Raw genomic sequence first — 22301 nt, 5'->3', positions numbered from 1 at the left:
GCGTGAGCACGCAATCTCCGCGTGCCGCGTGGTTGCGCGCATATGAGGCAGCGCACCAGGCCGCGGCACATGGACTCCACTCGTTCCCGATCGGACGGGCCAAGCTGCCCGCGATCCGGTCTCCGCACCGCGATGATCCCCCGGGCACACCGACATGCCGCGGAGCCTGCGGGCGGATCGGGCACGGCGTTCACGATGCGACGACCGACCCGAAGCGGCTCGACGAACTGTTCGACGCAGCGCCCTACGCCGCCGGATACGGGATCGCCTGCGGTCGCGGTAACGAGCCGCTCCTCGGTATCGACCTCGACCGGAAGAACGGCGTCGACGGCGTCGCCTCCCTCGCTGCCCTCGCTGAGCAGCACGGATTCACCGTGCCCGAGACGACCGTCATCGGCACCCCCTCCGACGGGTTGCATCTATGGCTCACCGGACCAGCAGGTGCCCCTGTCCGCAACAGTGCGGGCAAGCTCGGTCCGGGCATCGACGTCCGCGGCTACGGCGGGTATCTGGTCGGCCCGGGGTCCTGGACCCCGAAGGGGATCTACCGCTTCGTCGAGAGGCGGCCGGCCGCCGAACTCCCGGACAAGTTGCTCGCCTTGATGCTCCCTCCACCACCGTCCCGGCCGATCCCGGTCTACCTGCCCGGCCCTCGTCGGGGCGCGGCCCTGATCGGCCTGGTCAAGTTCGTGCTGGAGGCGCCCGAGGGCGAGTTGAACAACCGTTTGTACTGGGCGGCCTGCCGTGCGCACGAGACGGGCGTGGGCGCCGATGCGGTTGGCCGTGCCCTCGTCGATGCCGCCGTCTCCCTGGGCCATCCCGAACGCGCCGCCGAACGCACCGTGAGCAGCGCCCGCAACGCACCTGTGAGGAACAGCGCATGAGCACCGACGAGAAGGCCCGCGAGTTCCTCCAGGCCAACGGCATCGATGTTGACCAGCTCGATCAGTGCCCATTCGGCACCCCGGAGGAAGCCGTCACGAAGCTCGCCGACATGGATTCCGACGAGCGGCTCGACGGCATCGGCGAGCTTGTTGCGTGGCTGGCGGGCCGTGGCGAGATCGAGTTGCAGCGGTACCGCAAGGCGGTCGTTGAGGCGAAGCTCCTCGGCGCTGGAGACTGGCGCTCCCTCGCCTCAGAGGCCAAGAAACGGCGCGTCAACGACATCAAGACGGCTGTCCGCTCGGATTGCCCGTACACCTCCGAGAGCGGGTGCCTGTACCTGGCCACGCCGGATGGCGGGCAGATGCTTCTCGCCCGCTTCGTCCCCGAGGTCGTGGCGCAGGTGATCCGGGACGACGGCGCCGAGGTCACCACGTTGATCAAGATCCGGGTGACACGGCCTGGAGGACAACCGGTCGAAGTTGAGGTGCCCGCCGAGCGGCTCCCCCAGGCCCGGCGCTGGGCTGCGCAGGCGATCGGCGCATCCGCGGTCATCACACCCATGTCCCGCGACGAGGCCCACGTCGCCACCGCCGCGCAGTACTTCGGCGATGGCCAGTGGACGAGCCAGATCACCTACGCGCACACGGGGTGGCGATCGGACATCGACGGCAGTTGGAGGTTCCTCACCGCCTCCGGCGCGCTGGGTGCGGGAGGCATGGACACGGCTGTCTCCGTCGACCTGGGCACCGACGCGCTGAACATGTATGCGTTGCGCGACCCGGGTGCGGTGGACACTGAGGTGCTCGCCGAGGCCGTGCGCGCGTCCGTTGCCCTGCTGGACGTGGCGCCGTTGACCGTCACGGCCCCGCTGCTCGGTGCCGCATACCGCGCCCCGCTACCGCTGCTACCGGAAACCAGCGCATACGTAGTGGGGCCCAGCGGATCACTTAAAAGTGCGCTGTCCGCGACGGTGCTCCAGCACTACGGGCGGCGTCTGGACGCCCGGCACTTTCCGGCGAACTGGACGTTCACCGGCAACGCGCTGGAGGCCATCGCCCACCAGCTCGCGAACGTCTTGCTGATCGTCGACGACTACGCGCCGCAGGCAGCGGACGACCCGCGGCGGCTGGCCACTGCGGCGGATCGGATCTTCCGCGGGGCCGCGAATAGCGCCGGACGTGGGCGACTGCGCCCGGACGGGACCCGCCGCCCCGAACGGCCTCCCAGGGCTCAGATCGCAGCGACCGGCGAGGACGTGCCGCCTGGCGAATCCCTGCGCGCCCGGCTGACTGTCGCCACCGTCGACGCTGGAGCCGTCGACGTCGTCAAGTTGACCGAAGCTCAGCAGCGCGCTACGGCGGGGGTGTACGAGCTCGCCATGGCCGGGTACGTGCGCCACCTCGCGACCCAACTCGACACGGACGACGAGTACGCCGACCGGTTGCGGGAGCAGATCGCCGAACTGCGCACCGAGCTGGCCAAGGCCACCGGCGGGCACGCCCGGGTTCCTGAGGCGACGGCCGGTCTGCTGACTGGCTTCCGCCAGTTCCTCGCCTTCGCGGTCGCCATCGGCGCCTACTCGACCGACGAGGCGAAGGCGCAGATGGACAGGGTGAAAACCGCGCTCCTTCAGGTAGCGGCCGAGCAGGCCGCCTACGCCAAGGGCATGGCCGTTGCCGAGATTTACCTGAGAGCCCTGGCGGCCGCTCTGGTCGGCGGCAGTGCGCACCTGGGCGACCAGGAGACCGGGCGCGAGCCCGCCGAGCCGGAAAAGTGGGGCTGGGAACCGCACCCGGGCGCCTACGCGACGGCGTACCACCCGAAGGGCAAGTGCATCGGCTGGCTCTCCGCTACCGGGGACATCTACCTGCATCCGGACGTGGCCTACGAGGTGGCGCGCGAGCACGCAGGGCGTGCGGCCGAACCGCTCGCCACCACGAAGGTCGTGATCCACAAGCGGCTCAAGGAAGGCAACCACCTTGCTTCCAGCAGCGAGGACGGCCGGCCGACGGTCGTGCGGAGGATCACCGGTAAGAGCAAGCGGGTGCTCCATGTTCGCGCCGAGCGGATTACTGGGGAGGGCGCGTAATGCATCCCGCTGTAGGCGTCCTATCCGGGAGAAGAGCGGTAGCAGCGGTAGCAGCAGCCGACCGAGACGCATTCTTGCAGCTCAGCGCACTGTCGAGACGTTACCGGTACCGCATCGGAGGTGGTAGCAGGCCGGTAGCAGGAGCGAACTGCCGCTACCGCTTCGCTCAGGCCGCTACCGCTCGTGCTACCGGTCCGCTACCGGCTTCGACGCGCTACCGGTAGCAGCAGACAACGCCCCTGACCCGCGGACTCAATCAGCTGCTACCGCTGCTACCGCTCCTGCACACAACACACCGGGCGAATACGAGACACAGGAGCTTCGGATGCCCGACCGCAGGAACCGGGCCCGGCCTCCCACCCACCGCCCCGAAAGGGACCGTCATGACCTATCGCACCGGAGGAGGTCGTCATGACCAGTTCCGTCGAGATCGGGACACGGCAGAGGAACGCCCGCGTTCGCGCCGAGCAGGAGCGCAAGCGCCTCGAACGGGAAGAGCTCGCCGCAGCCCGTACCCAGGGTCTCGCCCGCTGGCACGCGCAACGGCTTCGCCGCCAGGCGGAGTCTGCCGGGCCCGCCGATCGGGCCCGGCTCCCCACGACCGATCGGGGCGTCGTGTATCGAGATCGGTGAACTCACCACCCGATTCGCATCGTTATTGTCACGACCCCTTCACATAACCGATGTGCGGCATGCCCACAGCCCTACGCTCTGCGCGTGCCCTGCCCTCATGCCGCTGTCGTCGGCCCGCTCATCGCAGCCCTCGCCCTCACCGGCTGCTCACACGCCCCCTCATCACACCGTGCCGGGGCATCCCGCACATCGGCGCCGGCCGCGTCCTATTCCCCTCATGCCCAGGTCGACGTCGGACGCAGCTGCTGGCTCTACCTTTACGGCCACGACGCCCGCATACAGGTCACCACCACCCACAGCAGCATCAACCCCGTTCCGGAATGCGGCAGCCTCGCCTCCTCCCTCTCCAACGGTGGTGACTTCTGGACCACCCAGACCGTGAACACCGAGGACGCCACCCCCGCCGTGTGCGCGATGTCCAAAGCGCCGTGGAGCATGGTCGTCCGGGACGGAGGAACCCAGACAACCGGGCAGCAGGTGTGCAGCGGACTGCTCCAACAAGGATGGAGCGAGGACTCCACAGCCGAGCGGCAGGCTCAGGCACAGGAGTCCGCATCTGCGCAGGCCAGCGCCGCAACCAGCGCACGGGCCGCGGACCAGGATGCTGCCGTGAAGGCCGTCGACGCACTCAATAACGACATCGCGCACTTCACCAACGCCTCCGCTGTCCGCGCCGACGCGACACAAGCGGACAAGGACCTGGCCGGCGAGCGCTCGGACGCGAAGAACGGCAACGGGGACGGCTGCTACAACGTCGACAACGTGGTCGGCTACGACGCCGAGAACAACGTGGGCTACGACGTGAACACATCCGGCTCCTACGACGTGCAGCAGGAGACGAACGGCATCCAGGGCATGCGCTCGGATATCAGCGCGGTCGAACGGGCTGAGACAGCCCTGAAAGCCGACGGCCTGCCGATGCCCGCGGGAGCGAGCAGCGCCCTCTCGCAGGCCCAGCACGACGTGACACAAGCGGTGGCGACCACGAACAAGGCCATCGACGACATGAACGCCGATCTCAAGACGGCGTACCAGATCGCGAACACGCTGGGCACGGGGGACTGCGCGGGCAAAGGCCCCGGTGCCACGCCTGCGGGTTTGTCCCACATCTCATGACCGGGGCCAGGTGCCGCCGCGAGGGGCTTCGGGACTGCCGGAGCCTCCGATAGGCCCTGGCCCCCAACCAGCTACGACCGAGGGAGACATAGGGCGCGTGATCCAGTGCACGACGACAACGACCAAGGGGACCCGCTGCCGGCATCCGCTCATGGTCTGGTACGGCATCGACCCTCACCCGGGGGTCTGCGCACGGCACGCCACCCCGGAGCAGAAGGCCGCCTCAACGGCAGCGCTCGATCTTCCGCTCAACGTGGCCACCGCTGACCCGGCCGCCCCCTTCCCAGGGGTGTCCATCACTCCGCAGCGCCTCATCGCCGAGTACCTGGCCGGCTGGGTAGCCAAGATCCGCGGCACGAACAAGAAGTACGTGTACGCGCGCACATTCCTCGGCCGCAGCACAAAGCCGCCCTACGGGTGGCCGATCCCTGGCAATGGCTTGTACGAGTGCCGAGAGATCGGCCCGTATGGGAAGTTCTCGTGCTTCTTCGTGGTCAAGGGGGTATTCCGTCGCAGGGTGGAGCTGGTGACTCCGGAGCAGGCCGCGGGGATGGCCCGCCGGATGGGCCCGAAGCCCTCCGAGTGATTGAGGGGCAGGCGCCGGCCCGCGACACTCCTGTCGGCCACCCACCAGCCACATGGACGGAGAGCCCGTGACCACGTACACCGCTCTCGACAACGACCTCCCGACCATCACCGCAAGCGAACTGATCACCAGCGGCACCCGCAGATCGTGGTCATCTGCCCGCACTGCACTGCCCACCACCGCCACCTCAGCCTGCACCGCCCGCCCTGCGGCCGCTACTACCTGATCACCGCCCCCGTGCGTGCCGTCGACCGATCCGATCCACGCGGCTTGTCAGGGCCCGCTGACAGGCAACCCGCTGACATTCCGTGCCCAATCCATCGACGTAACCGCCACTCGCTGCAACCCATCGAACGCCAACCGGCCGCCGTTGATGGCAGCGGGATCCGACCTTGCCCTGATCGTCGTATCCGGACGCGAGTCGGCACGCCGACCCATCCACCGATCTGCCACCGCACCGACCCATCGAACAGGCCCTAACCGAATACCAGCTCGCGGAAGGTGTTACGGATTTCGGTGAGGGGCTCGCGGTTCCGGGTGAAGTAGAGCTTGTTGGTCAGCAGGACGGCCCAGATGCCTTGCTTGGGGGAGATCCACATGCCGGTGCCGGTGAAGCCGTAGTGGACGTAGGTGCGGTTTGCGGGGTTGGTGCCAGGGGCGGGGTGCCAGAACAGACCGCGGACGGGCTCCAGGGCGCCGGTCTGGACGGTCAGGGACTCCTCGACCCAGTTCGGCCCGAATCCCGGTGCTGAGAGGGCGGTGGCGGGGTTGAGCATGTACCGCAGGAAGCGGGCGAGGTCGTCAAGGACGGAGAAGGTGCCGGCGATGCCGCAGACGCCGCCGAGGAGGCGGGCGGAGAAGTCGTGTGCGGTGCCTTTGAGGTGGCGGCCGGTGTCCTCGTCGAGTTCGGTCGGGGCACAGCGGGCGGTCAGTTCGGGCGGCAGCGGTCCGAAGCGGGTGTGTGCCATGCCGAGCGGCTGCCAGACGCGGGTGTGGGCGAGTTGGTCGAGGCTTTGGCCGGAGAGGTGTTCGGCGAGGTAGCCGAGGATGAGGGCGGCCCGGTCGGTGTATTCGACGGCTTCGCCGGGCGGCCGGTGCAGGGCCTCGTGGAGGACTCCGGCCCGGATGGCGGCCGGGTCGGTGCCGTAGAGGTTCTTGAGTTGGGCCCGCAGTGGGACGCCGGCGGTGTGGGTGAGCAGGTGGCGGGCGGTGACCTCGCCCAGGGGGTGCCCGGTGACCTCGGGCCAGAAGGTGCCGAGGGGTTTGTCGAGGGTGAGGGTGCCGTCTTCCCAGAGGGCGCCGATGGTGGGCCAGACGGCGAGGATCTTGGTGAGGCTGGCGACATCGAAGACCGTGTCCGGCCGCATTGGGGTGTCCGGCTCGGCGGGGTCGAGGAGGCCGGCGGTGCCTCCGGCCTTCATGCCCGCGGCGTCGCCGGTGGCCCACACCGCGCCGGGGTAGACCTGGCCACGGACGCCGTCCGCTACGAGCTGCTTGATCTTCTCGGTGCTGTCTGCCATGGAGCATCTCCGATGTCGCGGTGCGGGCTCGGTTCGTCAGCGTAGTGACGTGGGCGGGCCCGGCCGCGAGAACGTGGCGGTTGGTCAGCTGATTCGGTGGCCGAGTTCGGCCAGGGTCTTGGCGGAGGTGCTGAGCGGGTAGCGGGCCGCGTTGCGCCGTCCGGCCTGCCGTAGAGCGTCCAGCAGGCCGGGGGTGGTGCGGAGCCGGTTGATGTCGCGGGCGAGGGCTGCGGGGCGGGTGAAGTCGGTGGCGGTGCCGGAGGCGGCGAGTGTTTCGGCGAGGCCGGGGACGGGCTGGTAGAGGACGGGCAGGCCGCAGGCTTGGGCTTCGAGGGCGACCAGGCCCATGGCTTCGAGGGTGGTGGAGGGCATGACGAGCAGGTCGTGGTCAGCAAAGGTTCTCCACAGCTGCGGGCGGCGGAGCCAGCCGAGGTAACGGGTCGTCACTCCCGACTGCCGTATGACGGGGGTGAGGGTGTGGAACTGGTCGTGCGGGGCGGCGATGCTCAGCTCGACGCCGGGGACAGCGACCAGGGCCCGCAGCAGGTTCTCAGCGCCCTTCTCCGACGTGAGCCGCCCGGCGTACAGCAGCCGCAAGTGGCCAGCGGACTGCCGGTGTGAGCGTCGGGGCTGGCGGGTCAGGAGCTGGTCGGGAATGCCCCAGGGGATGTGGTGGATCTTCGTGCGGTCGGCGGTGGGTGCGATCCGCAGGAGACGGTCAGCCATGGCCGCCGTCGGCACGACGATGGCGTCAGCGAGCCGGACAGTGTGGGTGAGGACGTGGTGCTGGTCGCGGTGGGCTTCGGCGAACAGCAGGTCGGTGCCGTGCACGAGCGCGATCCGCGGGTGCCTGGGCAGGGCCCTGATCAGGGCGGGTGTGGCGCCGAAGGCCAGGTGATGCAGGTGCAGGACGCCGATGGTGTCCGGATCGACCGTCTCGGCCAGGGCCCGCGCAAGGGCGGCGACGTAACGGTGGAAAGCCGGGCCGGTTAGGCACTTGCCGACGACCGGCAGCAGGCCGAGCCCGGTGGGTCGGCGAGGGTGGCGGCCGGTGGGGGTGAGCATGAACGGCTGAGCCGGGATGAGAGGTCGGGGGCCGGTGTAGAGATCGAGGAAGAGTTCGACGCTGCCGCCGGGGCTTCCGGCGGGCAGGTCGAGGGCGGTGGCGACCAACGGCCCGGAGGTGGGATTCATCGGGGGCCTCCGGCGAGTTCGGTGTAGAGGCGGGAGATGTCGATGCCCTCGGTGGTCGCGTACTTGCCACCGGCGTCCTGGTAGCTGGCACGGTCGCCTGCGGTGGCGAGGAAGATGAGCTTGCCGAAGGTCATCTTCGGGTAGACCCGCGCGGGTTTGGTGGCGCGGATCTCCAGGGTCCAGCGGATGGCGTGTCCCACGTGCCCCAGGGGCGCGGAGACGTGCACCCAGATGCCGAGCGAGCCGGTGGTGTGGTCGCCGTTGAGCATCTGCGCGTACGTCTCCGAGCCTGTCCGCTCGTACGTCACCCCGAGGTAGAGCACTCCCGGCTGGAGAACAGTGCCGGTGGCGGGGATGGTGATCTCGGCGAAGGCGGTGGGGCGGGCGGCGTCGAGGTCGCCGTCGCAGATCCGTAGGGTCTCGCCCAGACGCCAGTCGTAGGCGTTCGTGGAGAGCCTGGCGGGGTCGAAGGGGTCGATGCTGATCTCGCCGGCGGTCACGGCGGCGGCGATGGCCGCCTGGGTGAGGATCACGACGCTGCCGCCTGGGCTGGTGCGAGGTCCTGCCAGGCCCGGGAGGGCTGGGGGCCGCTGGAGCCCTGGTATTTGCCCGCGTAGAGGTCGATGGGACCGGTGGCGACGAAGAACATGACCTGCCCGATCTCCATGTCGCGGTAGACCCGCAGGGGGCGGACGGGGGTGAGCATGAGGGTCCACTGACCGTAGAAGCCGATGTCGCCGATGGGGGCGGTGATCTCGACGTACAGGCCGAGCCGGCCGACGCTGGAGCGGCCGAACAGCAGCGGCACGAAGTGGTCGGAGCCGACCCGTTCGAAGGTGTGGCCGAGGTAGAGCTCGCCGGGCTCAAGGACGTAGCCGCCGTCACCGATGGTGTGGACGGTTGTGGGGTTGGGCCGGTGGGCGTCGATGACGGCCTCGGTGTACGTGGACAGGGTGGTGCCGAGGCGGACGTTGTAGCTGTTGGGGTTGACCTGGTCGGTGTCGAAGGGGTCGATCCGCAGGCGCCCGTCGCAGACGGCTGCGGTGATCTCGGGGCCAGTCAGGATCATCGCGAGTGCCCTTCCGATGAGGAGCGGGTGAGGAGGTGGCGGATGGCTTGGCCGAGGGAGATTCCGGCCTGGCGGCCGTGGCCGCCGAGGAAGTTCTGGGCGAGGAAGTCGGTGGTCAGCACGGTACGAAGCCCGGTCGGCAGGGGGTCCGGCGTGGTGACCAGGGGGCCGGTCTGCTCGGTCAGGTGGGCGACCAGGCCGGCGGGGTCGTAGCGGTGGGCATCGGGGATGCGGGCGTGCACGAGATGGTTGGCGAAAGGCTCGAGGGCCAGCAGGTCCCCGAAGGTCAGGACCATGCCCAGGCGCTGGGGTCGCAGCGCCGTGTCGTTGAGGATGACGGCCTCGGCGCCGAGGCCCGAGCGGAGCCGGGTCGCGACCTCGCTGAGGATCTGGTGCCGGTCGGGCACGGTGCCGCGGTAGGTCTCGGCCGTGATGCCGATCTGGGCGGACAGTTGCTCGCGCACGGCCGTGATCTTCCTTGCCACGGGGGCGAGTTCCTCGGGTAGGACGGGCGAGCTGGTAGGGAAGGTGCAGGTGTGGGCGGCCCAGCCGGCGCCGACTGGTTCGGCAAGTGCGTATCCGGCGCCGAGTTCTTGGCCTTTGACGACGAGGGTGTCGCCGACCGGCTCGGGGGCGTAGTGGTCGCTGTGGCAGTGTCCGGCGAAGATGATGTCCAGGAACGGGCATTCGGCGGCGAGGGCCAGGTCGTTTTCGAAGCCGGAGTGCGACAGCAACATCCACGCGTCAGCCTCGTGATGGTGGGCCAGCAGTACCTCCCGTAAGGCCCGTACTGGATCGGTGACCCGCTGGCCGTGGCGCTGTTGGGCCGGGATGTCGCGGAAGGCGTCGGGACCGATGACGGCGGTGACGGCGACCCGGCGGCCGCCGATGCGGAAGACTCGCACGCGGTTGAACAGCGGCCGTCCGCTGGCCTCGTCGATGGCGTTCGCGCAGACCGTCAGCGGATGGAGGTCGGGTTCGAAGTGGTGGGTCCAGCCGTGGTTGCCGGGGGCGAGCACGTCGTAGAGCCCGGTCAGCACGGCTCGTTCGATGGCGCCGCCGGCGAGCCGGTAGTAGCCGCTGCCCTCGAAGAAGTCCCCGCAGTCCCCGATCAGCGCGGTGGGCCGGGCCTGATGGAGGTGGGCGAGCATGCTGGTGGACTGCTCGACGGCAGAGTGGAAGTCCGTGGTCGCCAGGATCCTCTCGAGTACGCGGGCGCCGGTCATCGTGCGACCTCGGCGAGGTCGGCGCCGAGCGAGCGGAGCTTGCCGGGCAGGTCCGGGTGCCCGCGCCGCAGCTGATCGAGGCCGGTCAGCGTGGTGAGGCCGCGGGCGGTCAGGGCGGCGATCAGCAGCGCGGAGCCGGTGCGGATGTCGGTGGCCTCCACCATTGTGCCGGTCAGCCGCTGAGGGCCGGTCACGCGGCACTGGGTTGGCGAAAGGGCTTCGATGTGGGCGTCGAGCCGGGCGAGTTGGGGGAGGAGGTTGCTGTGGCGGCCGGGGTTGATGGAGTCGCCGAACAGGTGGGTTCCCGGCAGGCCCAACGAGAGGGCCATCAGCGGGGGTTCGAAGTCGGCGTCCAGGCCGTCCGGGGCCAGGGAGGCCATGGCCCGCAGGGGGCGGCCGGTTAGCCGGGCGGGGTGCACGGTGATCGCGTCCGGGGCCACGGTCACCGGGATGCCGGCGTGGGTCAGTGCGTCGGCGAGTGGCCGGACATCCGGTCCGTGCAGTCCCTCGATGCGTCCGGATCCGCCGGTCGCCGCGACTGCACAAGCCAACGTGCCCGCCTCGACTTTGTCTCCGGGCACCCACCACTCAAGGCCGCCAGCCGTGGTGTCCGCCGGGGCGATGGTGATGGTCTCCTCGTTCGCATGCACGTCCCAGCCCGCTTGGTGCAAGGCGGCCAGAACGGCTGTCGCTTCAGGCGAGAGATTTGGATTCCCCAGGACCAGGCGGCAGTTGGCGACGACGGCCCGCAGCACTGCGGCGATGGTCGCTCCGCGCGAGCGGAACGGCAGGGTCAGGCAGACCCGGCCGAGCCTGCGGTCCGAGGCCGTGACGAGGTAGTGCCGGTCGTCGAACTGCACCGTGTCGCCGAACGTCTCGTACACGCGGAAGTGTTCGCCCATGCCCCGCTCACCGACCTGGCAGCCGCCGGGCCACGGCAGCCTCGCCGAGCCATAGACGCCCAGGAGAGCGGGGACCAGGTAGTAGGAGGCCCGGATGCGGGCGGCCTCGGTCAGGTCCGGGGCAGCCGGGCCGAAGGAGCCGGGCCACAGGATCAGGCTGCCGGGCTCTCCAACGGGAAAGGAGATGCGAAAGCCGGTCTGCTGGAGCAGAGCGAGCATCTGCTGGACGTCCGCGCTGGCAGGCACGTTGCTGAGCTTCACGTGCCGCCCGGTGGCCGCGGCGGCGGCCAGCAGCGGCAGACAGGCGTTCTTCGAGCCGTCCACCGCCACGACTCCACTGAGTGGGTCGCCCGGACGGACGGTGAGCGCATGGGGGACGACCGCGGCAGGCACGGTCGTGGGCAGGGATGTCACCAGGGCCTCCAATTAGGAATGCCGGTCAGGTCCGTGGGGCGGGCCCGGCCGCTTGGTCCGGGCCCGCCGAGGGCGCCAGCGATGCAATGGCGCCTGCCGCACCACCGGGTGGGGCCGTTGGGGTGCGGCTCGGCGGGCGGCGACGCCTCGGCGGGAACGTGCCGCCGCCTGCCGACGTGCTCTTACAAAGGCAGCAGGACCGTGACGGTCTTGCCGCCCCCGTCCTCATCGCGGGGGATGCTGGTCCTGCCGCCGGCCTCTGCGGCCAGGGCCTGGACCAGGCGCAGGCCCCGGCCGCCGCTGCCGTCGAGGTGCGGGGTCCTGGGCCGGTGGGGCATCCGCGGGTCGCGGTCGTGGACCGCGACCATCAGGTGCCGGTGGTCCATGCCGAGATGGACGTCGGCCCGGGACGAGGCCCTAGCAGCATGGCGGACGGTGTTGGTGACCAGCTCGCTCACGGTGAGCACGGCCGTCTCCACCACCGCGGCCCCGGGCATCAGGCCCCACAGGCCGAGTTGGGCGGCGACTTCTCGGCGGGCCGCCGGCACGGCGCCCGGGGTGGTCGGGACGGAGAAGTGCAGCGAGCGGTCTATCACCGCCACCGGGTCGGCTTCGTCCTTCGGTCGTTCGCGCCGTTGGCCTGGCACCGCGTGCATGGCTGGGCTCCTTCCGTCCGAGGCGGCATCCGCGCGCACGCCGGCCACTAACGATCAGCGACAGCCGCGCTACGGATCGTGAAGCGCCCTCAGAATGGCCCCGTGCACTTCTCTCACGCAAGTGCGTGGAACAAGTGGGCATATGCCTGCTGCTCAGGCTGCTATCTGGCGTCAAACTCCTGTCAGACGGTAGGAGTTGACGGCGCTAGGGCACACTTGCGTACGGCAAGGAGCCGTTTGCGGGGGTTCTCGAGGAGGGGTGATGGCCACGGCCAGTGGACCGACTGTACGCAAGCGCCAGCTCGGAGCCGAGCTGCGGAGGCTGCGCGAGAGCGCCGGCAAGAGGATCGAGGACGTCGCCGAGCACCTGGAGTGCTCGATGTCGAAGATCAGCAGGGTGGAGACCGGACAGGCCCCGATCAAGGCGCGGGACGTGCGCGATCTCCTTGCCTGGTTCGGCGTTGAGGACCCAGTTCAGGTGGAGGCCGTGATGCAGATCCACAAGGACGCCCAGCAACAGGGCTGGTGGGCCCACTACGAGGAGGTCCTGCCGTCCGGCATGGCCACCTATGCCGGGCTGGAGTCCGACGCGGTCGCCCTTCGCGCCTACGAGCCGATATTCGTCCACGGACTGCTGCAGACCGAGGACTACGCGAGAGCAGTGATCGCGGCGGTGCGGCCGGGTGAGCCTGAGGAGGTCGAGCGGCTGGTCCGTTTCCGCATGCAGCGGCAGGACCTGCTCTCCCGCCGTCCTGATCCGCTGGAGCTGTGGGTGGTCGTCGAGGAGGCCGCCTTGCGGCGACCGGTCGGCGGGAAGGAGGTGATGGCAGCCCAGATCAAGCACCTGATCCATGCCGCGGCCCTGCCGAACGTGACGATCCAGGTCATGCCGACCGCCAAGGGTGCCCACGCGGCCATGGCCGGGACCTTCGCGCTCATGGAGTTCGGCACAAAGGCGCCGACTGTGGTCTACGTCGATTCGATCGCCGGAAACGTGTACCTGGAGAAGGAGCGCGATGTCCGCAAGTTCATCCAGACCTTCGACCTCGTACGAGCTGCGGGGCCCGATCCGCAGGAGACCTCTGCCGTACTGGAGAACATCGCAAGGGAGATACAGCAGACATGAACACCCACCACGGCCGGCCTGTCCGTGAGGTCGACCTGAACGGCGCCCGCTGGCGCAAGAGCAGCCACAGTTCCGGCAACGGGGCGTGCGTCGAAGTCGCCGAGACCGGCGGCATCATCGCTGTCCGGGACTCCAAGGACCCCGGCGGGCCCGTTCTGCGATTCCGTCCCGATGAATGGGCCTCCTTCCTCGGCCGCACCGCCGAGGAAGGAGCAATCCACACCTGACCGGCACAGGTCTGCCGGCGGCAGTGAGAACAGACCGGTCCGAACGAGACACAGTCGCTCGGACCGGTCATCAAGAATCAACTCTGCCCCGCCACGGCAGCGGACAACCTCCGCCGGAACCGCCACGCTGCACTGTCCCAGCCCCTTTGGTCTCCTGTCCTGTTCCGGGCAACCCCACGGGGCTGCGTGTACGGCGACATCCGAGCACCGAAGCGGCCGGCGAGACTGTCCAGGATGGGTTACACATCCTGTGACTTGCACCGCCAGACTGCGTGCTCCAGCCCGCCTGGTTCGTGTCCGAGGACGGCGGCGGCCTCCTCGTACACGGCTCGCAGCTGCTCGTACCCGAGGCCCGAGACACCGGCATCCGCGGCGAAGGAACGCAGATGTACGTCCACGGCGACCTGCGATCGGCCGACGAGGTTGCCGATGTAGTCCACGGTCTTTGGCCCTACTCCCTTCACAGCGCGTAGGTCGGCACGGTTGGACTGGTCGTCGAGCCATGCGTGGAGGTCGTCGCGAGTATCGACTCCCCTGGCCGCCAGCAGATCGGTGATGCCGTGGGCTGTTGCGACCCTGCGAGGACTCTTGAAGTTCATGGCGACGGCGAGGTCTTCCGTAGCAAGTCGCGATTGGAAGCCGCGGACCGTGGCGGCGTCGGGCCATGCCGATTGGAGCTGAAGAAGCCGTGGCCGGATCGTCAACTCGTACTTACGGCGCGCCTGGAAGCTGGCGTCACAGATCACAACACCCATGTGGGCCCAGCCGCCGGGCGGGAGGAAAGGGCCGTCGCCGAGGACGGTCCGAATGTGGGCGATGAGCCGCTGGGTGTGGCTGAGTGCAGTCATCGACCAATGATGATGTCCAGTCTGACGATCCGGGACATGAACGCGGAATCCTGTGAGGGGTACTTGTCAGTGAGTACCCCTCACGGGGAAGCATCGTCCCGGCCAGCGAAGTGCACACTGGTGCGTTCCCCTTGCCCGAAGGGGTGGGGCGTCGACTGTCGTCACCCAGAGATGCAGGGTATGGAGCAGTTCCGACCCTGGAGAACCCGCCGCCCAGTAACGTGCCGTCAAAGCCCTTGAAGACGGCCCCCGTAACGGAGCAACTCCGGCCAGGCTCGGCGTCGGCCCCATGGAGGTCCGGACTGCTCCGGACCCCTTCACCTTCGTTGGGCCGGGGCGGCGAGGCGTTGTTTTCGTTCGCGGTCGGCTCGGTCGAGGGCGAGTTCGCCAGCGCGGACCTTGGCGGCGAGGTCGGGTGCGTCGCGGACGACGGCCTTGGCCTGCTGCACAGCCCGGCCGGAGGCACCAACAGCCTTCGCTGCGCGTTCACTCGACCTCCGCTCGCGGGGGGCCCGCGGCTCGACCCAGAAGTCTTGCTGTCGCAGATCTGCGACCGTTTCCGTCACCTTCCGTGACCGGGCTGCCTCGGAGCCGTCCTCCTTCGGGCGGCCCTTGGGCTGAGCGGCGGCGAACATCGGCTCCAGCGCGAGTGCCACCATGGCCTTCTGGCCGGCGTTCATGTCGCTGTCGGCGCTCGTTGCGATCCACGATCAGGTTGAGGGTCATCAGTGGGTGCCGAGTGCCTCGAAAACCGGGTCCGCGCTGGCGTGTACCCCTTGGCGGCGACGAGCACAGAGGGGTACGCACCAGTGCGTACCCCTGGTGATCGTGTTGGCTCCCTCATGCGGAGCTACCTCCGATCAGGCCAAGGGGCCCGGGTAGTCGGCATCCATGGCCGACTACCCGGGCGGAGAAAGGGTCCGCAATGACGCGGACCCCCGAACGCAGTTGCGCCCCGCTCCCGGAGACCTGGGAACGGGGCGCAGCTGTTCGTGTTCGGCCCGGTGAGCGGCTTCCCTTCACCTTCGGAAGAAGCGCCGGACCGGGGTAGCTATGCCGGTCGCCAGGCCGGTAGTTCCGGCCGGGTCGGAGGTAGTTGGCGGGTAGTCGCCGCAGGTCATGGGTGAACTACCTTCCGAACTGCCCGCCTCGGGGGCCTCTATGGAAGAGGCGGGGGGAGAGGGGGCGGCAGCAGGCGGGAGGGCGGTTCGGTGGACCCCGACGGAGGTTTCCCCGGCTACCTTGATGGAGCCCTTCACGGGCACTCCCAGGGTGGTGCACAGGGCCCGCGCGTCGGGCACTCCCCACTCGGCGGGGACGCCAGCGGTGTGGAGGTCGGCGACGACGTCCCGGAGTAGCACGCCGTTGCGGTCCCCGATCAGGGTGCGGAGTCGGTCGAGGAACGCGGCCGGTTCGAGGGGATAGGAGGGCGTTGGTTGGTGCAGGTCTGCACCACCCGTTGAGCCCGTGACCTGCGCATTTACTTTCTTGGCAGTGCGCTGCGCCGCCTTCCCTGCCTCGGCGGCCAGGCCGGCGCCCTCCTCCACAACGCCCTCGGGGTCCTCGCCGGGCGGGGGTGAGTGCATCCACGCGACGCCGAGCCCGGCCAGGAACACGCCGCCGGCCACGGCCGGGGAGGACCCGGTGAGCCGGTAGGCGGTGCCGATACCGACCACGAGGCCGAGGGCGCGCCAGACCTTGTTGGAGCCCTCGCCGGCCATGCACCAGGCACAGGTGCGGCCGAGGGCGCGGGAGGTCAGGGCCCATGAGCCGCGGACGAGGTGGAGCGCGGTGGTCTTCACGAGGCGAAGCCCACGGCGAATTCGCCGAGGCTGGTGGCGAGCATGGCCCAGCCGCCGCCGGCGTTGGCGAAGACGGTGGCCATGGCCAGGCCGTTGATCCCGGCGGTGCGGGGCTTGAGCTTGACGAGGTAGGCGATCAGGACGAGGGCCAGGGCGACGGCGCCGGGTTGGATGTCGCCGAGCGGGCCGGAGCCGTGGCCGACGTGGAGGGCGTGCAGGGCGCCGAGGGTGAGGTCGTTGGGCATGCCCCAGACGTGGCCGGCCGCGGTCAGTGCGGTGCCTGCGACGAGGCCGCAGGTGACGGCCTGGCCCTTGCTGAACCGGTGCTCGGCCTTCTCCCGGGTGCCGAGGACGAGGGCGGTGGTGAGGACGGCGGCGACTCCGCCGGTGCCGAGGCTGCCGAGGATCTCCGCGCCCGTACCGGCGGCGGCGAGGGTGATGTCGTTGTGCATCGTGGGTTTCTCCGGTCAGAAGCGGGCGTCGGGTGTGTACAGGGCGAGGGCGAGCACGGCGGCGGCGAGGGGGATGCGGGCGAGCCAGCCCAGAAGCCGGACCACGATGTGGTTGTGGGGGCCGCGCCAGTGGTGGGAGCGGATCTCCGCGAGGGCGGCGACGGCAACGACACCGCAGCCGACGTAGACCCCGTTTGGGGTGTCGTGCTGGCCGTAGAAGACGAGGGAGTCGTGGACCCACGGGCCAGCACCGGCCCACCAACCGGCCCCGGCCGCCGAGGCGTTGTACGCGAGCACTTCGAGGCGACGCCGATGCTTGGGGTTCTCGCTGACCGTGTCCAGGACGGCACGGACGGGACCACGCTGGCCGAAGTGCTCGCGCGGCTGTTCCAGCTCCTCGAACTCTTCCTCCAGCTGATCGTGTTCGGGCTCGTCGGTCCCGACGGCGGGCTCGTCCTCCTCGGCCTCCGGGGCCGGGTCGGGTGTCGGCAACGTGGGCTTTGGCTTCCACCAGTCCGGCAGGCGCGGGGCCGCCGCGGGCGGGGTGGGCTGCGGCTCGTCGTCGGCGTACAGGGCGTCCCACCACGCCGGGGCCGGTGCATCGACCGTCGGCGGGTGCACGGGGAGGGGCGGGATCAGTTGCTCGGTCATGGGGTTCCCCAGCGGAAGAGTGTGGCGACGTAGGCCACGGCGAGCGTGATCAACGTGGTGGTGGCGAGCACCGGGCGCAGGGCCCGCGGGGCGACGGCCGCCAGGGCGCATCCGGCCCCGGCGGTCAGCGCCGCCCACGCGAGGGCGACAAGGAGGGAGGTCATGCCGCCCTCTCCAGCTCGGTCTTGATGCGGGTCGCTCGGGCCTGGCCGATGCCGTACCGGGTCTTCAGGCCGCGGATGGACGGCACGTTCCCGGCTGCGAGGACGTCGGCGAAGTCCTCCCGCGCGCGAGGAGTCAGCGTGTCCTCGGCGGGCGGAGGCGGGCTGTCATCGGCAGGCTCGTCGATGGGGTCGGGCCCGTCGTCGTCCGGGACTTCGGGTACGGGTGGGGCGAGGGGGTCGGGTACGTACTCGGCGTGTACTTCGAGGCGGGTACGCGGGGCCTCGGCGGCGACCGTGCCGGGTTCCGGCTGCTCGACCGGGCGGGCCACGATCGGCAGCAGGCGAACCCCCGCGGGTACGGCCTGCGGTACGCGCGGCGCGGCGTACCCCTCAACCCTCTTCGGGGCTTCGCCATGGTCCTCCGACGCTGCCGCCGGGAAGGCGCCGGCCGGAAGCTCCGAGTACACCTCGGACTCGGCGGCCAGGACGGGCACCCGCTCGATCTCCACAACCTCGGCGGCTTCGGGAACGGGCGATGCCTGCCAGGGGGAGGGCAGGGCGAGGAAGGCGAGTTCGGTGGCGTGCCGGTAGGCGCCGATCCGTTCCAGGAGTACGGTCCGCTGCTCCAGAAGTACGCCCGCGTCGGTGCGGTCCACGGCTTCGGCCAGGCGGCGGCGGGCGCGGCGGATGCGTGTGGGGCGGGCGTCGGTGTCCTTGAGGTCGGCGAGGCGGGCCGCGCGCACGGTGGCGATGCGGGTCCACCGGTCGCGGGTGATCTGCTCGGCGTCCCGGCCGCGTTGGGCGAGGCCGAGCCAGGACAGCAGCCGCTCCCGCGCCTCCCGGCCGAGCACCGCCGGGAGCGACTGCGAGTCGGCGCCGGTGTCGTGCCGCAGCTCGATCCCCAACGCGAGGTGCCACAGCAGCGCGGACAGCACGGGGCCGACGAACGCGCGGACAGTGCCGGCCACGATGCCGGACTCCGAGTACGCCGGGATCACCTGTACCCCGGTGACGAGCCACACCAGGATGCCGGGCGTACCCGGGGCGCCGTCGGTGCGGAGGTTCTGGCGGGCCATGAACGCCATGGCGAACAGGCCGATCTCGGCGGCGGCGAACATCATCGCCCGTTCGCCGGTCGAGGTCATGCCGAGGTGGTCCCCGGCGAAGTTCCACGAGGTATCGGCGGAGTACGCCGTACTCACCACCGCCCCGACCGCCGCGACGACCACGGCAGCGGGAACGCCTCCGGTCGCCTCCCGGGCCCGGCGGGCCATACGGGCGGCGGCGAGGAGTACGGCGGCGAGTACGCCGAGACCGACGAGCAGGTACGGGGAGGTACTCGCCCAGAGAGCAGGTACGTCAACAGCCATGAGTGCTCCGTGAAGTACGGGAGAAGCGCGGCCCCGCCCCGGGGCGCAGCCGTCAGGGCGGGGCTACGCGAGGTTCAGCGGGTGGAAGCGCCGGCTGCGCGGACGGCGGCCAGGGCGAAGAGCTGCATGCCGTGCCGGTCCCCATCGGCGCGTGCGGCTGCGACGGCGGCGACTAGCACGTGGACCGGGGGCAGGGCCCGGGAGGCGGCGTGTACGGCGGGGTCCTCGGTCGGACGGCGCACCGGGTAGCGGGTGCCCATCAAGGCCGCACCCCGCTTCCCCGGCACGTCTTGCAGGTACGCCATGTCCGGCGGGTGATACCACCGCTCGACGTGTCCTTGCTGGTGCCGCCTGCGCCGCCGCACGTGGTGCAGGGGCGCGGTTGGGGCGGGTTGCTCATGACCGGCCACCACCCTGGTCAGCCTTGCCCGGCCGCGGGCACGTCGGCCCGCCCCTGAAGCACCGGCAGCTGTACAGCTGGGGCATGTCCGGGCGGTCGGCCGCCATGCACTGCTCACCGCGCTCGGACGGCGTGCGGAGCGACGGCGTGCGCGGGGTGCCGTAGACGCGGTAGCCGGTGGGCGGCACGGTGGCCAGCCGCTCGCGCAGGTAGGCGGTCGTCCATTCCAGATCGCACGCGGCTCCGTCGCCGAGAACGCTGCGCAGGGCGATCACGGCGTGCATGACGCGGTCGTTCAGGATCTTGTCGTGCATCTCGCCATCCCCGATGGTGGCGGGAAAGGGGATGTCGAGAGCATCGAGAACAGCGCGCAGGAGCGCGGTGACGCTTTCGGGAAGCGTGGGGTCCGTGTCGTCCATCAGATGGTCACCGCCTCGGCGGCCTCGCCCACGACCGGGACGGCCTGGGCGCGCTGGACCTTCAGCGAGGGTGCCGTGGCCTTCATCGGCACCGGGCCGAGGCCGTGCTCCGTGAAGATGCGGCGGATCTCGTCCAGGTCGGCGGTCTGCCGCGACGACGCCACCCGGGAGATCACCCACGAGCCGTAGGTTCCGGCGGGAAGGCGGTCGAGGATCTTTCGAGCGGCGCGCTTACCGCGGTCGGCCCGACGGGCCTGGTCGGCCGCACGATCGAACTCGGCAGCAGCAGCCTCGATCTGACCGGCGGTAGGCACTTCCTCGGCCGCGTAGATGTCGGCCGGATCGGAATCGGTGACCCCTTGCCCGTCGTGGGCAAGGGCGGCCGGGGCGAGGACGGAGCGGAAAGCGTCGGCGACGAGGTTGGAGAGGCGGCGTAGGGTTCCAGCCGCGACAGGGGACATGAGAAGGTGCATGACAGCGGGCTCCTGGTTGAGTCAGGGGTTCCGTCAGGCCCTCGGCGTGGTGTTACTAGCACCGGCCGAGGGCCGTTTGCGTTGGTAGCCATCCGGACTGCTCACGGGTGGTTAACCACCTCCACGATGGCAGAAGCTGGACAGGTGGTCAACCACCCTGCGAGGATTCCCGCATGGCCAATCGGCACAAGGAGAAGCTCCGCGGCGTCCGCGGGATCGACGACGGGCTGTGGGCCGACTTCGAAGCCGCCGCCGGCGCGATCGGCAAGGACCGCTCTGCGGTCTGCCGTCAGTTCATCGAGTGGTTTGCGGGGCGTCCCGGGGCAACCCTGCCTGACCGCCCCGTCTCGGCCGGACCGACCGCTTCGAGCAGGACCGTCACCTCCGAGGAGCGCGACCAATAGCGCCAGCCGCATGCGGACGGCCAGCCGAGGTGGCAGTGCCGTGCCTGCGGCAGTCAGCTCACTGCCACGGGCAAGGGCAAAACCCAGAGCTCAACTGGCAAGGAACGATGCCCCGGTTGATGGCACAGCGATGGCACCAAGAGGCCGGGAAGGGATCGGTTGGGGCCGGATAGGCGTGAGGGCGGGATGCCCGGTGACCTGCAAGGACCCTCTGGAGGGGGTGCCCCCCGCCCCGGCCGGACGAGGGGCAACGCACTGCTAATGCGGTTTCGGCTTTAAAGCTGATCGAGGGTTCAAATCCCTCCGCCTCCGCAGCCGGAAGAGCCCTGATCGTCATCGACGGCCGGGGCTCTTTCCGTTGATCTACGGGTGATCTATGAAACGCCGTTTTCCCAGGTCAGACCCCCCAAGGGAAACGGATTTCACCTCTCGGCGCGGGTCATGTAATGTTGTCCACGCAACGCCGACCGGCAGGAAAAACCGCCGGGAAGCCAAGCGCTCGTAGCTTAACGGATAGAGCACTTGACTACGGATCAAGAGGTTGCAGGTTCGAATCCTGCCGAGCGCGCAGCCGAGAAGACCGGTGTACATAACCGGCCCTCTCGACCGTCGCGGGGTGGAGCAGCTCGGTAGCTCGCTGGGCTCATAACCCAGAGGTCGCAGGTTCAAATCCTGTCCCCGCTACCATGGCCACAGGCCCGGCACTCAGGTGCCGGGCCTGTGGTGTATTTCCGGTTTCCGGGGGTGGGATCGTGCAGAACGCGAAGATCGTCGAATTCTGGCGGGCGCTGGGACTGCCGGGCCTGATCGATGTCCATACCCATTTCATGCCCGACCGGGTGATGACCAAGGTCTGGGCCTGCTTCGACGCCGCCGGCCCGCTCGTCGGACGCCCCTGGCCGATCGCCTACCGCCACCAGGAGGAGGAGCGCCTCGAGCTGCTGCGCGGCTTCGGAGTGCGGGCCTTCACCTCGATGATCTATCCCCATAAGCCCGCCATGGCCACCTGGCTGAACGCCTGGGCCGCGGACTTCGCCGCCCGTACGCCCGACTGTCTGCACACCGCGACCTTCTTCCCCGAACCGGACGCCGGGCGCTATGTCCGGGCTGCGCTGGATGCCGGAGCGCGGGTCTTCAAGTCGCATGTGCAGGTGGGCGAGTACGACCCGGCCGACCCCCTGCTGGACGAGGTCTGGGGCACGCTGGCCGAGGCCGGTACGCCGGTCGTCATCCACTGCGGCTCGGGCCCCATGCCGGGCAAGCACACCGGGCCCGGCCCCATCGCAGGCCTGCTGGCCCGGCATCCCGCGCTGCGGCTGGTGATCGCCCACCTGGGGATGCCCGAGTACGGCGACTTCCTCGACCTGGCCGAGCGGTACCCCGGCGTCCACCTCGACACGACCCTGGCCTTCACGGACTTCCTGGACTGGGTGACGCCGTTCCCGCCCGCCGAGCTGCCACGCCTCGCCGCCCTCGGCGAAAGGATTCTCTTCGGCAGCGACTTCCCCAACATCCCCTACGACTACGTCCATGCCCTGCAGGCCCTCACCCGGGTCGCCCCCGACGACGCCTGGCTGCGAGCCGTGTGCCACGACAACGCCGCCCGTCTGTTCGCGATTTCTCAGCCGATTCCCAGACGCTGAAAAGAAGGCTCTCACCGGCCGCCCGCACGCTG

The 22301-nt window shown here is 69.8% G+C and carries 27 protein-coding genes and 3 tRNA genes; 13 read left to right on the top strand and 17 right to left on the bottom strand.

All coding sequences use genetic code 11. The features are described 5' to 3' along the window. Positions 1–2: 2 nt before the first annotated feature. The 6 genes from ABCR83_RS17580 to ABCR83_RS17555 all read left to right on the top strand — a co-directional run bounded on the left by ABCR83_RS17580 (position 3) and on the right by ABCR83_RS17555 (position 5535). A complete protein-coding gene (locus ABCR83_RS17580) occupies positions 3–884 on the top strand; it encodes a bifunctional DNA primase/polymerase (protein ID WP_462695973.1) in 882 nt (293 codons plus the stop codon). Next, positions 881–2974, top strand: a complete 2094-nt coding sequence (locus ABCR83_RS17575; protein ID WP_462695972.1) for a hypothetical protein — start codon at positions 881–883, stop codon at positions 2972–2974. Before ABCR83_RS17580 ends, ABCR83_RS17575 begins: the two co-directional genes overlap by 4 nt. A gap of 411 nt (positions 2975–3385) precedes the next feature. Beyond that, entirely contained in the window at positions 3386–3607 is a 222-nt protein-coding gene (locus ABCR83_RS17570; RefSeq protein WP_462695971.1) for a hypothetical protein, read from the top strand. An 84-nt stretch (positions 3608–3691) separates the two neighbouring features. Continuing rightward, entirely contained in the window at positions 3692–4723 is a 1032-nt protein-coding gene (locus ABCR83_RS17565; protein WP_462695970.1) for a hypothetical protein, read from the top strand. 97 nt (positions 4724–4820) lie between these two features. Further along, positions 4821–5309 carry a hypothetical protein gene (locus ABCR83_RS17560; RefSeq protein WP_462695969.1) on the top strand — a complete coding sequence of 163 codons (489 nt, stop codon included), beginning with the start codon at positions 4821–4823 and terminating at the stop codon, positions 5307–5309. A 67-nt stretch (positions 5310–5376) separates the two neighbouring features. Then, positions 5377–5535 carry a hypothetical protein gene (locus ABCR83_RS17555; RefSeq protein ID WP_462695968.1) on the top strand — a complete coding sequence of 53 codons (159 nt, stop codon included), beginning with the start codon at positions 5377–5379 and terminating at the stop codon, positions 5533–5535. A gap of 250 nt (positions 5536–5785) precedes the next feature. On the opposite strand, the gene ABCR83_RS17550 is transcribed toward ABCR83_RS17555, so the two are convergent. The 7 genes from ABCR83_RS17550 to ABCR83_RS17520 form a co-directional block, all read right to left on the bottom strand. Then, positions 5786–6829: a serine hydrolase domain-containing protein gene (locus ABCR83_RS17550; protein WP_462695967.1), complete on the bottom strand. Its 1044-nt coding sequence runs from the start codon at positions 6827–6829 to the stop codon at positions 5786–5788. A gap of 84 nt (positions 6830–6913) precedes the next feature. Next, complete coding sequence (locus ABCR83_RS17545) at positions 6914–8023, bottom strand: glycosyltransferase family 4 protein (RefSeq protein ID WP_462695966.1); 1110 nt, start codon at positions 8021–8023, stop codon at positions 6914–6916. Next, positions 8020–8556, bottom strand: a complete 537-nt coding sequence (locus ABCR83_RS17540) for a dCTP deaminase (protein ID WP_462695965.1) — start codon at positions 8554–8556, stop codon at positions 8020–8022. The genes ABCR83_RS17545 and ABCR83_RS17540 overlap by 4 nt, the downstream gene beginning before the upstream one ends. Next, positions 8553–9092, bottom strand: coding sequence for a dCTP deaminase (gene dcd, locus ABCR83_RS17535; RefSeq protein WP_462695964.1), 540 nt, complete (start codon positions 9090–9092; stop codon positions 8553–8555). Before dcd ends, ABCR83_RS17540 begins: the two co-directional genes overlap by 4 nt. After that, positions 9089–10318: a bifunctional UDP-sugar hydrolase/5'-nucleotidase gene (locus ABCR83_RS17530; protein ID WP_462695963.1), complete on the bottom strand. Its 1230-nt coding sequence runs from the start codon at positions 10316–10318 to the stop codon at positions 9089–9091. The genes dcd and ABCR83_RS17530 overlap by 4 nt, the downstream gene beginning before the upstream one ends. Then, positions 10315–11625, bottom strand: a complete 1311-nt coding sequence (locus tag ABCR83_RS17525) for a UDP-N-acetylglucosamine 1-carboxyvinyltransferase (protein ID WP_462695991.1) — start codon at positions 11623–11625, stop codon at positions 10315–10317. Before ABCR83_RS17525 ends, ABCR83_RS17530 begins: the two co-directional genes overlap by 4 nt. Before the next feature lie 191 nt (positions 11626–11816). Beyond that, positions 11817–12290: an ATP-binding protein gene (locus ABCR83_RS17520; protein ID WP_462695962.1), complete on the bottom strand. Its 474-nt coding sequence runs from the start codon at positions 12288–12290 to the stop codon at positions 11817–11819. 262 nt (positions 12291–12552) lie between these two features. Here ABCR83_RS17520 and ABCR83_RS17515 point away from each other — a divergent pair, with 262 nt between their 5' ends. Beyond that, the gene (locus tag ABCR83_RS17515) at positions 12553–13416 is read left to right on the top strand and encodes a helix-turn-helix domain-containing protein (RefSeq protein ID WP_462695961.1); all 864 of its coding nucleotides are present in this window, start codon (positions 12553–12555) and stop codon (positions 13414–13416) included. Continuing rightward, complete coding sequence (locus ABCR83_RS17510) at positions 13413–13643, top strand: DUF397 domain-containing protein (protein ID WP_462695960.1); 231 nt, start codon at positions 13413–13415, stop codon at positions 13641–13643. The genes ABCR83_RS17515 and ABCR83_RS17510 overlap by 4 nt, the downstream gene beginning before the upstream one ends. Before the next feature lie 239 nt (positions 13644–13882). Here ABCR83_RS17510 and ABCR83_RS17505 read toward each other — a convergent pair whose 3' ends face one another. The 10 genes from ABCR83_RS17505 to ABCR83_RS17460 form a co-directional block, all read right to left on the bottom strand. Then, the gene (locus ABCR83_RS17505) at positions 13883–14491 is read right to left on the bottom strand and encodes an HhH-GDP family DNA glycosylase (RefSeq protein WP_462695959.1); all 609 of its coding nucleotides are present in this window, start codon (positions 14489–14491) and stop codon (positions 13883–13885) included. A 317-nt stretch (positions 14492–14808) separates the two neighbouring features. After that, positions 14809–15171 (bottom strand): hypothetical protein, encoded by a 363-nt coding sequence (locus ABCR83_RS17500; RefSeq protein WP_462695958.1) that lies wholly within the window; start codon positions 15169–15171, stop codon positions 14809–14811. A gap of 339 nt (positions 15172–15510) precedes the next feature. Further along, a complete protein-coding gene (locus ABCR83_RS17495) occupies positions 15511–16293 on the bottom strand; it encodes a hypothetical protein (protein ID WP_462695957.1) in 783 nt (260 codons plus the stop codon). Beyond that, the gene (locus ABCR83_RS17490) at positions 16290–16745 is read right to left on the bottom strand and encodes a hypothetical protein (protein ID WP_462695956.1); all 456 of its coding nucleotides are present in this window, start codon (positions 16743–16745) and stop codon (positions 16290–16292) included. The genes ABCR83_RS17495 and ABCR83_RS17490 overlap by 4 nt, the downstream gene beginning before the upstream one ends. A 15-nt stretch (positions 16746–16760) precedes the next feature. Continuing rightward, positions 16761–17396 (bottom strand): hypothetical protein, encoded by a 636-nt coding sequence (locus ABCR83_RS17485; RefSeq protein WP_462695955.1) that lies wholly within the window; start codon positions 17394–17396, stop codon positions 16761–16763. After that, positions 17393–17560 (bottom strand): hypothetical protein, encoded by a 168-nt coding sequence (locus ABCR83_RS17480; RefSeq protein WP_462695954.1) that lies wholly within the window; start codon positions 17558–17560, stop codon positions 17393–17395. The genes ABCR83_RS17485 and ABCR83_RS17480 overlap by 4 nt, the downstream gene beginning before the upstream one ends. Next, positions 17557–18930 carry a hypothetical protein gene (locus ABCR83_RS17475; RefSeq protein ID WP_462695953.1) on the bottom strand — a complete coding sequence of 458 codons (1374 nt, stop codon included), beginning with the start codon at positions 18928–18930 and terminating at the stop codon, positions 17557–17559. Before ABCR83_RS17475 ends, ABCR83_RS17480 begins: the two co-directional genes overlap by 4 nt. Positions 18931–19004: 74 nt before the next feature. Next, a complete protein-coding gene (locus ABCR83_RS17470; RefSeq protein WP_462695952.1) occupies positions 19005–19235 on the bottom strand; it encodes a hypothetical protein in 231 nt (76 codons plus the stop codon). 91 nt (positions 19236–19326) lie between these two features. Next, positions 19327–19749, bottom strand: a complete 423-nt coding sequence (locus ABCR83_RS17465) for a hypothetical protein (RefSeq protein ID WP_462695951.1) — start codon at positions 19747–19749, stop codon at positions 19327–19329. Next, positions 19749–20222, bottom strand: coding sequence for a hypothetical protein (locus ABCR83_RS17460; RefSeq protein ID WP_462695950.1), 474 nt, complete (start codon positions 20220–20222; stop codon positions 19749–19751). Before ABCR83_RS17460 ends, ABCR83_RS17465 begins: the two co-directional genes overlap by 1 nt. A 173-nt stretch (positions 20223–20395) precedes the next feature. Between ABCR83_RS17460 and ABCR83_RS17455 the strand changes: the two genes are divergently transcribed. The 5 genes from ABCR83_RS17455 to ABCR83_RS17435 all read left to right on the top strand — a co-directional run bounded on the left by ABCR83_RS17455 (position 20396) and on the right by ABCR83_RS17435 (position 22269). After that, positions 20396–20626 (top strand): hypothetical protein, encoded by a 231-nt coding sequence (locus ABCR83_RS17455; RefSeq protein WP_462695949.1) that lies wholly within the window; start codon positions 20396–20398, stop codon positions 20624–20626. 213 nt (positions 20627–20839) lie between these two features. After that, a tRNA-Ser gene (locus tag ABCR83_RS17450) sits at positions 20840–20938 on the top strand. A gap of 183 nt (positions 20939–21121) precedes the next feature. Next, positions 21122–21194: transfer RNA gene (locus tag ABCR83_RS17445), tRNA-Arg, on the top strand. 42 nt (positions 21195–21236) lie between these two features. Beyond that, positions 21237–21313, top strand: a tRNA-Met gene (locus ABCR83_RS17440). 65 nt (positions 21314–21378) lie between these two features. After that, entirely contained in the window at positions 21379–22269 is an 891-nt protein-coding gene (locus ABCR83_RS17435) for an amidohydrolase family protein (RefSeq protein ID WP_462695948.1), read from the top strand. The last annotated feature ends 32 nt before the right edge of the window (positions 22270–22301 follow it).

It is taken from the genome of Streptomyces xingningensis (assembly GCF_054957865.1).
The sequence above is the reverse complement of the archived record's forward strand: the minus strand, read 5'-3'. Positions and strand labels throughout refer to the sequence as shown.